16 protein-coding genes are annotated in these 13256 nt (G+C 72.0%); 10 read left to right on the top strand and 6 right to left on the bottom strand.

The genetic code is table 11. The features are described from left to right. Nucleotides 1–85: 85 nt before the first annotated feature. From ybaK to ACZ44S_RS26780, 4 genes are all read right to left on the bottom strand, one after another. Nucleotides 86–616, bottom strand: a complete 531-nt coding sequence (gene ybaK / locus ACZ44S_RS26795; RefSeq protein WP_466933300.1) for a Cys-tRNA(Pro) deacylase — start codon at nucleotides 614–616, stop codon at nucleotides 86–88. A 28-nt stretch (nucleotides 617–644) separates the two neighbouring features. Next, entirely contained in the window at nucleotides 645–1385 is a 741-nt protein-coding gene (locus ACZ44S_RS26790; RefSeq protein WP_466933298.1) for an LON peptidase substrate-binding domain-containing protein, read from the bottom strand. An 11-nt stretch (nucleotides 1386–1396) separates the two neighbouring features. Continuing rightward, the gene (locus tag ACZ44S_RS26785) at nucleotides 1397–2473 is read right to left on the bottom strand and encodes a hypothetical protein (RefSeq protein WP_466933296.1); all 1077 of its coding nucleotides are present in this window, start codon (nucleotides 2471–2473) and stop codon (nucleotides 1397–1399) included. A 153-nt stretch (nucleotides 2474–2626) separates the two neighbouring features. Further along, nucleotides 2627–4204: an oxidoreductase gene (locus ACZ44S_RS26780; RefSeq protein WP_466933294.1), complete on the bottom strand. Its 1578-nt coding sequence runs from the start codon at nucleotides 4202–4204 to the stop codon at nucleotides 2627–2629. Nucleotides 4205–4397: 193 nt separating this feature from the next. Here ACZ44S_RS26780 and hisD point away from each other — a divergent pair, with 193 nt between their 5' ends. Genes hisD through hisF form a run of 8 tightly spaced genes read left to right on the top strand, consistent with a single transcriptional unit; the run spans nucleotide 4398 to nucleotide 10181 of the window. Next, the gene (gene hisD, locus ACZ44S_RS26775; protein WP_466933292.1) at nucleotides 4398–5747 is read left to right on the top strand and encodes a histidinol dehydrogenase; all 1350 of its coding nucleotides are present in this window, start codon (nucleotides 4398–4400) and stop codon (nucleotides 5745–5747) included. After that, nucleotides 5744–6883, top strand: a complete 1140-nt coding sequence (locus tag ACZ44S_RS26770; RefSeq protein ID WP_466933290.1) for a histidinol-phosphate transaminase — start codon at nucleotides 5744–5746, stop codon at nucleotides 6881–6883. The genes hisD and ACZ44S_RS26770 overlap by 4 nt, the downstream gene beginning before the upstream one ends. After that, the gene (gene hisB / locus ACZ44S_RS26765) at nucleotides 6880–7473 is read left to right on the top strand and encodes an imidazoleglycerol-phosphate dehydratase HisB (protein ID WP_190162026.1); all 594 of its coding nucleotides are present in this window, start codon (nucleotides 6880–6882) and stop codon (nucleotides 7471–7473) included. Before ACZ44S_RS26770 ends, hisB begins: the two co-directional genes overlap by 4 nt. Before the next feature lie 3 nt (nucleotides 7474–7476). Beyond that, complete coding sequence (locus tag ACZ44S_RS26760; protein WP_164555741.1) at nucleotides 7477–7635, top strand: hypothetical protein; 159 nt, start codon at nucleotides 7477–7479, stop codon at nucleotides 7633–7635. 4 nt (nucleotides 7636–7639) lie between these two features. Next, on the top strand, nucleotides 7640–8281 hold the full coding sequence (gene hisH, locus ACZ44S_RS26755) for an imidazole glycerol phosphate synthase subunit HisH (protein ID WP_466933287.1): 642 nt from the start codon (nucleotides 7640–7642) through the stop codon (nucleotides 8279–8281). Nucleotides 8282–8285: 4 nt separating this feature from the next. Next, nucleotides 8286–9008 (top strand): bifunctional 1-(5-phosphoribosyl)-5-((5-phosphoribosylamino)methylideneamino)imidazole-4-carboxamide isomerase/phosphoribosylanthranilate isomerase PriA, encoded by a 723-nt coding sequence (gene priA / locus ACZ44S_RS26750; RefSeq protein ID WP_190162024.1) that lies wholly within the window; start codon nucleotides 8286–8288, stop codon nucleotides 9006–9008. A 16-nt stretch (nucleotides 9009–9024) separates the two neighbouring features. Continuing rightward, nucleotides 9025–9429: a Rid family hydrolase gene (locus ACZ44S_RS26745; RefSeq protein WP_190162023.1), complete on the top strand. Its 405-nt coding sequence runs from the start codon at nucleotides 9025–9027 to the stop codon at nucleotides 9427–9429. Next, nucleotides 9426–10181 (top strand): imidazole glycerol phosphate synthase subunit HisF, encoded by a 756-nt coding sequence (gene hisF, locus ACZ44S_RS26740; protein ID WP_190162022.1) that lies wholly within the window; start codon nucleotides 9426–9428, stop codon nucleotides 10179–10181. The genes ACZ44S_RS26745 and hisF overlap by 4 nt, the downstream gene beginning before the upstream one ends. A 2-nt stretch (nucleotides 10182–10183) precedes the next feature. Here hisF and ACZ44S_RS26735 read toward each other — a convergent pair whose 3' ends face one another. Together ACZ44S_RS26735 and ACZ44S_RS26730 are read right to left on the bottom strand one after the other, a co-directional pair. Next, complete coding sequence (locus tag ACZ44S_RS26735; protein WP_190162021.1) at nucleotides 10184–10582, bottom strand: VOC family protein; 399 nt, start codon at nucleotides 10580–10582, stop codon at nucleotides 10184–10186. Between the two features lie 23 nt (nucleotides 10583–10605). Beyond that, complete coding sequence (locus ACZ44S_RS26730; protein WP_466933285.1) at nucleotides 10606–11241, bottom strand: TIGR03085 family metal-binding protein; 636 nt, start codon at nucleotides 11239–11241, stop codon at nucleotides 10606–10608. Nucleotides 11242–11316: 75 nt separating this feature from the next. Between ACZ44S_RS26730 and hisI the strand changes: the two genes are divergently transcribed. Both hisI and ACZ44S_RS26720 read left to right on the top strand, forming a co-directional pair. Further along, nucleotides 11317–11706, top strand: coding sequence for a phosphoribosyl-AMP cyclohydrolase (gene hisI, locus ACZ44S_RS26725; protein WP_466933283.1), 390 nt, complete (start codon nucleotides 11317–11319; stop codon nucleotides 11704–11706). Nucleotides 11707–11717: 11 nt separating this feature from the next. Continuing rightward, nucleotides 11718–13241, top strand: a complete 1524-nt coding sequence (locus tag ACZ44S_RS26720; protein WP_466933281.1) for an anthranilate synthase component I — start codon at nucleotides 11718–11720, stop codon at nucleotides 13239–13241. The last annotated feature ends 15 nt before the right edge of the window (nucleotides 13242–13256 follow it).

Here is a 13256-nt window from a genome sequence, read left to right as displayed (position 1 = left end):
CAGGCGGGGCGGTGGCCGTGGTTGGCCCGGCGTTTCTTGATGCGCCAGCGGCGTTTGCGGGTTCGCTTCGACATGTCCCTTTTCACTAGCCGAGGAAGGGACCGGCGTCGAGGGGCTGAACGCGCCCGATCGGAGCCAGGGTCGCCGCCGTCAGCTTCGCCAGGTCGTCCGGGGAGAGTTCGACCTCCAGGCCCCGGCGGCCGGCCGAGACGCAGATCGTCTCGTGCAGCGTGGCCGACGCGTCCACGACCGTCGGCAGCTTCTTGCGCTGGCCCAGCGGCGAGATCCCGCCGCGCACATACCCGGTGGTGCGTTCCGCCAGCGCCGGATCTGCCATCGCCGCCCGCTTGCCGCCGGCCGCCGACGCCAGGGCCTTCAGATCCAGTTGGCCCGCCACCGGCACCACCGCCACCGTCAGCGTGCCGTCGACGTCCGCCACCAGCGTCTTGAACACGCGGTCGGGCGGGACCCCCATCGCCTCGGCCGCCTCCTCGCCGTAGGACGGGTGGGAGGGGTCGTGGTCGTAGGAGTGCACCGTGAACGGCACCCCCGCCGCGGTGAGCGCCACCGTCGCCGGGGTTCCCCCGGACTGCTGCTTCTTGGACTTCTTCGCCATCCCGGCCGGTACCCCAGACAGTCGTACGTCAGTTGAGACTCATCGGGCCGCGCGTCAGCTCCGACGCCGGCAACGACGGCAGATTACGGATGATGGCCGTCTCCGTGCGAAGGAGTTTCAGCTCGTCCCGGAGCCGGGACGCCGTGTCCGGCGCCTGGAGCAGGCGCTGCCGCGTCGGCGTGTCCAGCATCATCGCGGCGGCGACCAGGTAGGAGACCACACCGGGCTCGTCCGGCAGCTCCGCGCCGGTCGCCAGCGAGCGCTCCCGCGCCCCCGCCAGCCGCTTCTGGTACTGGCGGAACGCCCGCAGCACCCCCTCCGCCAGGGCCCCCGACTCCTCGCCGGGTTCCTCCTCCACCGGCTCCAGTTCGGCCGTCAGAAACGGCCCCGAGGCGTCGACCGACAGCAGCCGCACCCGGTTCGTCCCGGTCGCCAGTACCTCGAAGGTGCCGTCGGCCCGCTCCCGGACGGTCGCCGCGTCGGCGATACAGCCCACCTTGTGGAAGGCGCGCAGCGGATCGGCGCCGAAGCCCGCCGCGGGGCCCCGGTCGGGCACGGCGGTCGGGTCGGGCAGCCCGGGCGCGCTCGGAGCCACTTCGTGGCCGTCGCGAATCGCCACGACGGCGAACCGGCGCGGCTCGTCCTCGGGGGTCTTCAGCAGCTCGCGCATCATGGCGCGGTAGCGCTCCTCGAAGACGTTGAGCGGGAGCACGAGCCCCGGGAACAGCACCGTGTTCAGGGGGAAGAGCGGGAGCCGGACGGTGGTCACGACGCAAAAGCCTAATGGTCGCCGGAGCCGAGTCGTCCTCCCTGCCCATTCCCCGGACGGCCGAAGGCCGGGACGGAGCCGCCGGACCCGGCCGCGGAGAAGCCGGACGCGACGGTGTCGCGCACCTTCCGACGCATCTCCAGGAACCGCCCGAGCGGGTCGTCCGTGCCCCGTTCCCAGGGGAAGGACGTGGCGTAGGGCCCGGTCAGTCGCAGCTGTTCGAGGGCGTCCTGCCAGCGCTCCAGCCGCACCAGGACGTAGGTCAGCAGGTTGCGCGGCTCGGCCGGCCAGGGCTGTCCGGCGGGCAGCCGGGCGGACAGGGCGGCGGCGCGGTCGGCCGCCGCGTCGAGCCGTTCCCGCGGCACCTCGGGACCGCAGCCGTCCGTCAGATAGCCGTACGCCGCCCGCAGCGGCAGCGCCTGCGTGAGCGAGCCCTCCGGCGCGTCCTGCGCGGCACGGTCCGCGAAGTCGAAGCACTCCCGGTGCGAACCGTGCCACGAGGACGCCAGATAGCGCAGGGCTGCCACATGACAGCCGTGGTGGTGCGGGGCGCGCCGGACCGCCGCCTCCCACAGCTCCTCGAAGTAGGTGTGGCCGGCCCGCGCGCCCCGGGCGTGGTCCAGGGCGAGCCGCCATGGCACCGGGTCCCTGCCGTCCGCCCGGGCGGCGGCCGTGATCAGCGGGCTCACCTCGCGCAGCAGCTCGGCCCGCGCCGGTGAGTCCCAGGCGCGGTCCACGGCCCGCTGGGCGTCCATCAGCAGTCCGTCCGGGTCGCGCGGGGCGAGGGCACGCCAGGTGTCCAGCCACTCCGGACGCGAGCGCGCGAACGTGGCCAGCCGCCGCACATACCGGTCCCGGTGCTCCCAGGCTGCCGTGCGCCGGGTGGCGGCGAGCAGTTCCGCGGCGGGCGCGTGGTCCCCGGCCGCGGCCCCGACCAGGGCCGGGCCCAGCGCGTCGTCGGGCGCGTCGAGGAGCACCTCGTCGTCGCCGGGCAACACCGCGGGGACGGGGGACGCGGCGCCCGTCGACTTACCTCGCACCCGGGACGTACGGGTGAACGCGTGCAGCAGAGCCATGGTGTCGACCATTGAAAGACCGCAGGTCACAGCGGCGCCAGAGGGCGCACGCAACTCGTGGAAGGTTGTACGGGGTTCGGTCAAGGCCCGGTAAAAAGCAGACAGCCCCTCACGTTGCGCCGACCTCCCGGACCTCTCCGGCCCCACGGGTCACACACGGAGGTATTACGTGCGCCGCAGCGTGCGGGTCGCGCCGGCCGCGACCGTCGTCGCCAGGATCCAGCCCAGCAGGATGAACGCCGCCGACAGCCATTGCCAGCCGCCGCGCAGCTGCCAGAAGCCGACCTGGCCCAGGTCGATCACCGGCAGCAGCAGGTCCAGCGCGAACAGCGCCGGGTTCCAGGCCGGGTGCTCACCGCTCTTCAGGGGCGGGTGGTCCGCGCGGGCGAAGGCCAGCGAGCCGGCCGCCCACAGCACCGCCATCCACACCGCGGCCCGGCCCGGCCGGTAGCCGTAGGCCACCGTCCAGTCCTGCGCGTAGCCCCACAGCTTGGCCGCGAACGGCAGGCTCTCGCGGCGGCGGCGCTGCTTGGCGAGCAGCACCTCCCGGGCATCCTCGTCCTCCCCGCCCTCCCGCAGCACCGCGGCCAGCCGCTCGTACGGCTCCGGGTTGTACTCGGCGCTCGCCGCGTCCACCCAGCGCAGCCGCAACGCCAGCGGGAACGGGCCGCGCGGCACCAGGTTCTCGTAGGTGAAACCGCCCATGTGCAGCCGGCCGGGGCCCGGCCAGCTGTCCGCGCGGTCCATCAGGTTCACCACCTTCGCCCCCGACAGCACCACCCGGCCGCGTGCCGGCCGCTCCCCGAGGAAGCGCAGCTCAGGAGTCTGCACCCGGCGCAGCGACAGTTCCTGCTCGTCGGTGAAGGTGAACCGCGCGCCCTCGAAGTCGACCGCGTCCCCGAACCGCCCGTCGTCCAGCCGCACCCCGCCCTCGCACTCGAACCGCTGGATCCGCGTCCCGCGCGCCGGGGTCATCCCGCTCCGCGCCTGGGCGCCCACCCCCGCCGGCGTCAGATACAGCGAGCGCTCGACGGTCAGCTGCGGCGCGTTCAGCGCGAGCCGGGAGTGCGGGTCGCCCAGCCGCGCCCCGCGCAGGCTCAGCGAGACGCCTATCGTCGCGCTGCGCAGGCTCAGCTCGCCGTGCGACTCCAGCATCTCCGCCTGGAGGTCCTGGCCGACGTTCATCCCGTCCGCGGCGATCGAGCGGCCGCTGCGGTCCCGGTGCACGATCGCCTGGTTGAGCAGCAGATCCGTGCCGATCCTGGCGTCCGTGAGCCGTATGCCGCCCAGGAACCGGCAGCGCGGCAGATGCAGATCCCCCTCGGTGTGCAGCCGGGCCGCCTCCAGGCGCGGTATCGAGCAGTCCACCATCCGCACGGTCGTGAAGCGGGCCTCCGGCAGCAGCACGTCCCGCTCGAAACGGCAGCCGCGCAGCTCCACGTACGGCACCACGGTGCCGCCCGCGAGGTCCAGCGGGCCGCTGATCCGCACCCCGACCAGCTTCAGCGACGAGACCCGGCCGGCCAGCGCGGGCGGCCCGTCCAGCAGCAGCCAGCACACCACGCGCGCCCGGACCGTCCGCTCCGGTCCCCACGGATGCCCTCCGTGCGGATCGTCGACGACGGTGTCGCCGCTGCTCAGGTCGTAGACGCTGCCGTTGCGGAAGGCCTGCCACATGCCGGCCTCCGTGGCGGTCAGGTCCTCGGGTGGCTCTCCGCCGCCCGGTCCCACCCGCTCGGTCACGGATCTCCCCTCCTCCTCACATACTCGCCGGTTCGTTCCTTCGTACAACCGGTGATGCCCGATGCGGTGACCCGTTGAACACGGAAAGTGAAGGAGATCTCGAAAATATGCGCGGACCGTTACCACGGCGGGCTCGTATCAGCCATTGGAACGGAAGGACGGCCCACTGTGCGGGTCTGAGAGAATTGGCCATGTGATCTCTCGTATCGATCTGCGCGGCGACGCCCTCCCCGAGGGCCCCGCCCTGCGTGACCTGCTGCCCCGAGCCGACTTCGACGTCGCGGCCGCCCTGGAGAAGGTGCGGCCCATCTGCGAGGACGTGCATCATCGGGGCGACGCGGCGCTGATCGACTTCGCCAAGAGGTTCGACGGCGTGGAGCTCGACCAGGTGCGGGTCCCGGCCCCCGCCCTCACGCGCGCCCTGGAGGAACTGGACCCGGCCGTGCGCGCCGCACTGGAGGAGTCCATCCGCCGGGCCCGGCTCGTCCACCGTGAGCAGCGCCGCACCACCCACACCACCCAGGTCGTGCCCGGCGGCACGGTCACCGAGAAGTGGGTCCCGGTCGACCGCGTCGGTCTGTACGCGCCGGGCGGCCGCTCCGTGTACCCGTCCTCGGTGATCATGAACGCCGTGCCCGCCCAGGAGGCCGGTGTCCCGTCCGTGGCGCTCGCCTCACCCGCCCAGGCCGACTTCGGCGGGCTGCCGCACCCGACGATCCTCGCCGCGTGCGCCCTGCTCGGCGTGGACGAGGTCTACGCGGCCGGCGGCGCCACCGCCGTCGCGATGTTCGCCTACGGCACCGAGTCCTGCCCGCCGGCGAACATGGTCACCGGCCCCGGCAACATCTGGGTGGCCGCCGCCAAGCGCTACTTCACCGGCCGCATCGGCATCGACGCCGAGGCCGGCCCCACCGAGATCGCCATCCTCGCGGACTCCACCGCCGACCCGGTGCACGTGGCCGCCGACCTGATCAGCCAGGCCGAGCACGACCCGCTGGCCGCCGCCGTCCTGGTCACCGACTCCGCCGACCTCGCGGACGCGGTGGAGAAGGAACTGGAGCCCCAGGTCAAGGCCACCCGGCACATCGACGACCGGATCGTCCCGGCCCTGTCCGGCCGCCAGTCCGCCATCGTCCTGGTCGACGGCCTCGACGAGGGCCTGCGCGTCGTCGACGCCTACGGCGCCGAGCACCTGGAGATCCAGACCGCCGACGCCGCCGCGCTCGCCGACCGGGTGCGCAACGCCGGAGCGATCTTCGTCGGCCCCTGGTCCCCGGTCTCCCTCGGCGACTACGCGGCCGGCTCCAACCACGTGCTGCCCACCGGCGGCTGCGCCTGCCACTCCTCGGGCCTGTCCGTCCAGTCCTTCCTGCGCGGCATCCACATCGTCGACTACACGGAGGACGCGCTGGCCGAGGTCGCGCACCACGTGGTCACGCTGGCGGAGGCGGAGGACCTGCCCGCGCACGGCGCGGCGATCAAGGCGAGGTTCGTCGGAGACGAACACATGTCGCGTGGGTGGAAGGTGCCTGAGAACAAGTGAGCTTCGGAATCGACGATCTCCCCGTACGGGACGAGCTGCGCGGCAAGTCCCCCTACGGCGCGCCCCAACTGGACGTCCCCGTTCGGCTGAACACCAACGAGAACCCCTACCCGCTGCCCGAGCCGCTGGTCGAGCGGATCACCGAGCGGGTCCGCGAGGCCGCCCGGCACCTCAACCGCTACCCCGACCGGGACGCGGTCGAACTGCGCACCAGGCTGGCCGAGTACCTGACGAAGACCGCCGGACACCCGGTCGGCCTCGAGAACGTGTGGGCCGCCAACGGCTCCAACGAGGTCATCCAGCAGCTGCTGCAGACCTTCGGCGGACCGGGCCGCAGCGCCATCGGCTTCGAACCCTCGTACTCGATGCACGGCCTGATCGCGCGCGGCACCGGCACCGACTGGATCTCCGGGCCGCGCAACGAGGACTTCACCATCGACCTCGCCGCCGCGCGGAAGGCGATCGCCGAGCACCGGCCCGACGTCGTCTTCGTCACCACCCCCAACAACCCCACCGGCAACGCGGTGCCCGCGGAGACCGTCCTCGCGCTCCACGACGCAGCCCAGTCCGCCAAGCCGTCGATGGTGGTCGTCGACGAGGCGTACATCGAGTTCAGCCACGGCGACTCGCTCCTCCCGCTGCTCGACGGCCGCCCCAACCTGGTGATCTCCCGCACCATGTCGAAGGCGTTCGGCGCGGCCGGCCTGCGCCTCGGCTACCTGGCCGCTCACCCGGCCGTCGTCGACGCCGTCCAGCTGGTCCGGCTGCCCTACCACCTGTCGGCCGTCACCCAGGCCACCGCGCTGGCGGCCCTCGAACACACCGACACGCTGCTGAAGTACGTCGAGCAGCTGAAGGCCGAGCGCGACCGGCTGGTCGCCGAACTGCGCGCGCTCGGCTACGACGTCACCGAGTCCGACGCGAACTTCGTCCAGTTCGGCAGGTTCGAGGACTCCCACGCCGTCTGGCGCAGGATCCTCGACCGGGGCGTCCTGGTCCGGGACAACGGCGTACCGGGATGGCTGCGGGTCACCGCGGGCACCCCGGCCGAAAACGACGCGTTCCTCGACGCGGTAGGTGAGTTGCAGTGCCTTGTGGGGGGCACCCCCACACCCCCGAAGGAGCAAAGTTCATGACCCGCGTAGGGCGCGTGGAGCGCACCACCAAGGAAACGACCGTCCTCGTCGAGATCGACCTCGACGGCACCGGGAAGACCGAGATCTCCACCGGGGTCGGCTTCTACGACCACATGCTCGACCAGCTCGGCCGGCACGGTCTGTTCGACCTCACCGTGAAGACCGAGGGCGACCTGCACATCGACTCCCACCACACCATCGAGGACACCGCCCTCGCGCTCGGTGCCGCCTTCAAGCAGGCGCTCGGCGACAAGGTGGGCATCTACCGCTTCGGCAACTGCACGGTCCCGCTGGACGAGTCCCTCGCCCAGGTCACCGTCGACCTCTCCGGCCGCCCGTACCTCGTGCACACCGAGCCCGAGAACATGGCGCCCATGATCGGCGCGTACGACGTGACGATGACCCGGCACATCCTGGAGTCCTTCGTCGCCCAGGCCCAGATCGCGCTGCACGTGCACGTGCCCTACGGGCGCAACGCGCACCACATCGTGGAATGCCAGTTCAAGGCGCTCGCCCGCGCCCTGCGTTACGCGTCCGAGCGCGACCCCCGCGCGGCCGGCATCCTGCCCTCCACGAAGGGCGCGCTGTAAGCCATGAACGGTCTGTCCACCGTCCTGATCGTCGTCGGCCTGTTCTTCGTCGGCGGGATCATCTCGTTCGTCAAGCAGAAGATGCCCACGAGCCTCATCGTGCTGCTCTCCATCGGCGCCGCGATGTGTCTCGTCACGGGACTTCTCCGGCTGGAGGTGTGAGGCCTTGAGCACCACCAGGAAGGTCGTGGTCTTCGACTACGGCTTCGGCAACGTCCGCTCCGCCGAGCGCGCCCTCGCCCGCGCGGGCGCCGACGTGGAGATCACCCGGGACTTCGACCGGGCGATGAACGCCGACGGGCTGCTGGTGCCCGGCGTCGGCGCCTTCGCCGCCTGCATGAAAGGGCTGAAGGAGGCGCGCGGCGACTGGATCGTCGACCGCCGGCTGTCCGGCGGCCGCCCCGTGATGGGCATCTGCGTCGGCATGCAGATCCTCTTCGCGCGGGGCATCGAGCACGGCGTGGAGACCGAAGGCCTCGACGAGTGGCCCGGCTCGGTCGAACCCCTCCAGGCCGAGATCGTCCCCCACATGGGCTGGAACACCGTGGACGTCCCGGACGGCTCCGAGCTCTTCGCCGGCCTCGACGCGGACGCCCGCTTCTACTTCGTGCACTCCTACGCCGTCCACGACTGGACACTCGAGACCACGAACCCGGCGATGCGCGCCCCCCTGGTCACCTGGTCCACCCACGGCAAGCCCTTCGTGGCCGCGGTCGAGAACGGCGCCCTGTGGGCCACCCAGTTCCACCCCGAGAAGTCCGGCGACGCCGGTGCCCAGCTCCTCACCAACTGGATCGGAACCCTGTAGAGACATGGCCAAGCTCGAACTCCTCCCCGCCGTCGACGTCCGCGACGGCCAGGCCGTCCGCCTCGTGCACGGCGAGTCCGGGACGGAAACGTCGTACGGCTCCCCGCTGGAGGCCGCCCTCGCCTGGCAGCGCTCGGGCGCCGAATGGCTGCACCTGGTCGACCTGGACGCCGCGTTCGGCACCGGCGACAACCGTGCCCTGATCGCCGAGGTCACCGGGGCCATGGACATCAAGGTCGAGCTGTCCGGCGGCATCCGCGACGACGACACCCTCGCCGCCGCCCTCGCCACCGGCTGCACCCGCGTCAACCTCGGCACCGCCGCTCTGGAGACCCCCGAGTGGGTCGCCCGGGTCATCGCCGAGCACGGCGAGAAGATCGCCGTCGGGCTCGACGTCCGCGGCACCACGCTGCGCGGCCGCGGCTGGACCCGCGACGGCGGCGACCTCTACGAGACGCTGGAACGCCTCAACAAGGAGGGCTGCGCCCGCTACGTCGTCACCGACATCGCCAAGGACGGCACCCTCCAGGGCCCCAACCTGGAGCTGCTGAAGAACGTCTGCGCCGCCACCGACCGCCCGGTCGTCGCCTCCGGCGGGGTCTCCTCCCTCGACGACCTGCGCGCCATCGCCGGGCTCGTCCCGCTCGGCGTCGAGGGCGCCATCGTGGGCAAGGCCCTCTACGCCAAGGCGTTCACGCTGGAAGAGGCCCTGGAGGCCACGTCTTGACGAAGGACACAGGCCGATGACGTCCGACGCCGTACGGCGCGTGCAGAGCGGGAATCCCTGGGAGGAGACCCTCGGCTCCGCGCGCGCCGTGGCGGCGGGCGACCGCGTCCTGGTGGCGGGCACGACCGCCTTCCGGGGCGACGTGCTCCATGGGGAGGGCGACCCCTACGAGCAGGCCAAGGTGGCCTTCACCCTCGCGTTGGAGGCGATCGGCGAGTTCGGGCTCGGCATCGAGTCCGTGATCCGCACCCGCATCCATCTCGCCCACGCGCGGGACGTCGACGCGGCCGGGCGCGCGCACAAGGAGCTCTTCGACCCGGTGCGCCCGGTCACCACCCTCCTGGTGGTCGAGGGCTTCGTCGACTCGCGCGTACTGGTCTCAGTGGAACTCGAAGCATTCAGAGGAGCCGTGGATTCATGACCCTGGCGGTCCGAGTCATCCCCTGCCTGGACGTGGACAACGGCCGGGTCGTCAAGGGCGTCAACTTCCAGAACCTGCGCGACGCGGGCGACCCCGTCGAGATGGCCAAGGTGTACGACGCCGAGGGCGCCGACGAGCTGACGTTCCTGGACATCACCGCCTCGTCCGGCAACCGCGAGACGACCTACGACGTGGTGCGCCGCACCGCCGAGCAGGTGTTCATCCCGCTCACCGTCGGCGGTGGCGTCCGCACCACCGAGGACGTGGACAAGCTGCTCCGCGCGGGCGCCGACAAGGTGGGCGTCAACACGGCGGCCATCGCCCGGCCCGACCTCATCCGCGAGATCGCGGAACGCTTCGGCCGGCAGGTCCTGGTGCTCTCGGTCGACGCCCGGCGCACCGACTCCGGCTCCTTCGAGGTCACCACGCACGGCGGCCGCCGTGGCACCGGCATCGACGCCGTCGAGTGGGCGCACCGCGCCGCCGAACTGGGCGCGGGCGAGATCCTGCTGAACTCCATGGACGCCGACGGCACCAAGGACGGCTACGACCTGGAGATGCTCGCCGCCGTCCGCAAGCACGTCACCGTGCCGGTGATCGCCTCCGGCGGGGCCGGAAAGCTCGCCGACTTCCCGCCCGCGGTCGCGGCGGGCGCCGACGCCGTGCTGGCCGCCTCCGTCTTCCACTTCGGCGACCTGCGCATCGGCCAGGTCAAGGCGACGCTGCGGGAGGCCGGCCACCCGGTGCGGTGAGGTCAGCCGACCGGCTGGGCCAGCTGGACGAGGTTGCCGACCGTGTCGTCCAGGACCGCGGAGAGCACCGGACCCTGCTCCCGCGGGTCCTGCACGAAGTGGACCCCCTCCCCGCGCAGCCGCTCGTACTCCGCGCGGAGATCGTCCACGGAGAACACGATCGCGGGCAGCCCCGCCTCCCGCACCGCCCGGCGGTACGGCTCGGCGATGGACCCCTGCCCCGGCTCCAGCAGCAGTTCGAGATCCCGCTGGGCGCCCTCGCGCGCCCCCACGGTGACGAACAGCATGCCGTCGCCCATATCCATGTGGGTACGGGTCTCGAAGCCGAGGACATCGGTGTAGAAGGCGTGCGCCTTCGCCACGTCGTCCACGTACACGCTGGTCATGGCCACTTTGATCACGAGCTGCGCCTTTCGGGTGCGGATCAGATGCCGAGCTGTTTGGTCTCCCGCAGCTTCGCGATCGCGTTCTCGTCGCCGTCCAGCTCGACCTTGGCCGCGCTCTGCCGACCGTAGGCGAAGAGCACCAGCTCGGACGGCTCCCCGGTCACCGTGACCACCGGGGCACCGCGGTGGGCCACCACCGTCTGGCCGTCCGGACGGCGCAGCACCAGTCCCGTCGGGACACCGCGGCCCATCAGGCGCGCGGAGCGTTCGAGACGCGACCACAGGGCGTCCTGGAACACCGGATCCAGCTCGCGCGGTGTCCACTCGGGCTGGGCCCGGCGGACGTCCTCGGTGTGGACGTAGAACTCCACGATGTTCGACAGCTCGTCGACCTGCTTCAGCGAGAAGGGCGAGAAGCGCGGCGGACCGGTCCGGATCAGCTGGATCAGTTCCTCGTACGGCTTGGCGGTGAACTCCGCCATCACCCGCTCCAGGCGCGGTGCGAGCTGCTTGACCAGCATTCCGCCCGCCGCGTCGGGACGGCGCTCGCGCACCACCACGTGGGCGGCCAGATCCCGGGTGGTCCAGCCCTCGCACAGGGTGGGGGCCTCCGGGCCCGTGGTCTCCAGCAGATCGGCCAGGAGAAGTCGTTCACGCTTGGCATGGGTCGACATGCAGGCCAGCCTACGACCGCGCGCCGGGTCCGCCCAGTGGACGGTGCCCCGGCCCGCGCGGCCGGGCGCGGCACAATGGTCCCCATGACCAGCAAGTCCCGGCCCAGCCGCCTCGACCCGGAGATCGCCGCGCGGCTCAAGCGCAGCCCCGACGGCCTCCTGCCCGCCATCGCCCAGCAGTACGACACCGGAGAGGTGCTGATGCTGGGCTGGATGGATGACGAGGCGCTGCATCGCACGCTGACCACCGGCCGCTGCACCTACTGGTCCCGCAGCCGCCAGGAGTACTGGGTCAAGGGCGACACCTCCGGGCACGTCCAGTGGGTCAAGTCGGTCGCCCTGGACTGCGACGCCGACACCGTGCTGGTCAAGGTCGACCAGGTCGGCGCCGCCTGCCACACCGGCGCCCGCACCTGCTTCGACGCCGACGTGCTGGTGGCGAACGCCCCCGCCGCGGATCAGTAGGGTCTGCCGCCATGGACCTCGAGACGTTCCGCAAGCTCGCCACCGACCGCCGCGTCATCCCGGTCACCCGCAAGCTCCTCGCCGACGGCGACACCCCCGTCGCGCTCTACCGCAAACTCGCCGGTGAACGGCCCGGCACCTTCCTGCTGGAGTCGGCCGATGGGGGTACCTCCCAGGCGTTCAGCACTGGGGGAGGCAGGTCCTGGTCCCGCTACTCCTTCGTCGGCGTCCGCAGCGCCGCCACCCTCACCGAACGCGACGGGCGGGCGCACTGGGAGGGCACCCCGCCCGTCGGCGTCCCCGTGGACGGCGACCCGCTGGCCGCGCTGCGGTCCACCCTGCAGGCCCTGCACACCCCCCGCGACCTCGCCCACGACCTGGGTCTGCCGCCCTTCACCGGCGGCATGGTCGGCTACCTCGGCTACGACATCGTGCGCCGCCTGGAGAAGATCGGCCCCGGCGAGCGGGACGACCTGAAGCTGCCCGAACTGACCATGCTGCTCACCAGCGACCTGGCCGTCATGGACCACTGGGAGGGCTCGGTCTGGCTGATCGCCAACGCGATCAACCACAACGACCTGGAGACCGGCGTCGACGAGGCGTACGCCGACGCCGTGGCCCGGCTCGACGCCATGGAGGCCGACCTCACCCGCGCGGTGGCCCAGCCGCCCGCCGTGCTGCCGCCCTCCGAACTCCCCGCGTACGCCGCGCGATGGGGCGGCCCCGACTTCCAGGAGGCCGTGGAGGACGTCAAGGAACGCATCCGCGCGGGCGAGGCCTTCCAGGTCGTGCCCTCGCAGCGGTTCGAGACGGAGTGCACCGCGAGCGCCCTCGACGTCTACCGGGTGCTGCGGGCCACCAACCCCTCGCCGTACATGTACCTGTTCCGCTTCGACGGCTTCGACGTGGCCGGATCCTCCCCCGAGGCCCTGGTCAAGGTCGAGGACGGGCGGGCCATGGTGCACCCCATCGCCGGCACCCGGCACCGCGGCGCCACCCCGCAGGAGGACCAGGCCCTCGCCGATGAACTCCTCGCCGACCCCAAGGAGCGCGCCGAGCACCTCATGCTCGTCGACCTGGGCCGCAACGACCTCGGACGCGTCTGCGAACCCGGCTCCGTCGAGGTCGTCGACTTCATGTCCATCGAGCGGTACTCGCACGTCATGCACATCGTGTCCACGGTCACCGGCCGCGTCACCGGCGACCGCACCGCCTTCGACGTGCTCACCGCCTGCTTCCCCGCCGGCACGCTCTCCGGTGCGCCCAAGCCCCGCGCGATGCAGATCATCGACGAACTCGAACCGTCCCGGCGCGGCCTGTACGGCGGCTGTGTCGGATATCTCGACTTCGCCGGCGACTCCGACACGGCCATCGCCATCCGCACCGCCCTGCTGCGGGACGGAACCGCCTATGTGCAGGCGGGAGCCGGGATCGTCGCGGACTCCGACCCGGTCGCCGAGGACACCGAGTGCCGCAACAAGGCGGCGGCCGTGCTGCGCGCCGTTCACACCGCGAACCGGCTGGGAAAGGCGTGAGACGAACCCCCGGGT

It is taken from the genome of Streptomyces malachitofuscus (genome assembly GCF_055571035.1).
The sequence above is the reverse complement of the archived record's forward strand: the minus strand, read 5'-3'. Positions and strand labels throughout refer to the sequence as shown.

Bases quoted from the DNA above. Each gene is read 5' to 3' on its own strand.
- hisF (WP_190162022.1), top strand. From the start codon at position 9,426: ATGACCCTGGCGGTCCGAGTCATCCCCTGCCTGGACGTGGACAACGGC.
- hisI (WP_466933283.1), top strand. From the start codon at position 11,317: ATGGTCCCCATGACCAGCAAGTCCCGGCCCAGCCGCCTCGACCCGGAG.
- ybaK (WP_466933300.1), bottom strand. From the start codon at position 616: ATGGCGAAGAAGTCCAAGAAGCAGCAGTCCGGGGGAACCCCGGCGACG.
- hisB (WP_190162026.1), top strand. From the start codon at position 6,880: ATGACCCGCGTAGGGCGCGTGGAGCGCACCACCAAGGAAACGACCGTC.
- ACZ44S_RS26785 (WP_466933296.1), bottom strand. From the start codon at position 2,473: ATGGTCGACACCATGGCTCTGCTGCACGCGTTCACCCGTACGTCCCGG.
- priA (WP_190162024.1), top strand. From the start codon at position 8,286: ATGGCCAAGCTCGAACTCCTCCCCGCCGTCGACGTCCGCGACGGCCAG.
- ACZ44S_RS26745 (WP_190162023.1), top strand. From the start codon at position 9,025: ATGACGTCCGACGCCGTACGGCGCGTGCAGAGCGGGAATCCCTGGGAG.
- ACZ44S_RS26720 (WP_466933281.1), top strand. From the start codon at position 11,718: ATGGACCTCGAGACGTTCCGCAAGCTCGCCACCGACCGCCGCGTCATC.
- ACZ44S_RS26760 (WP_164555741.1), top strand. From the start codon at position 7,477: ATGAACGGTCTGTCCACCGTCCTGATCGTCGTCGGCCTGTTCTTCGTC.
- ACZ44S_RS26730 (WP_466933285.1), bottom strand. From the start codon at position 11,241: ATGTCGACCCATGCCAAGCGTGAACGACTTCTCCTGGCCGATCTGCTG.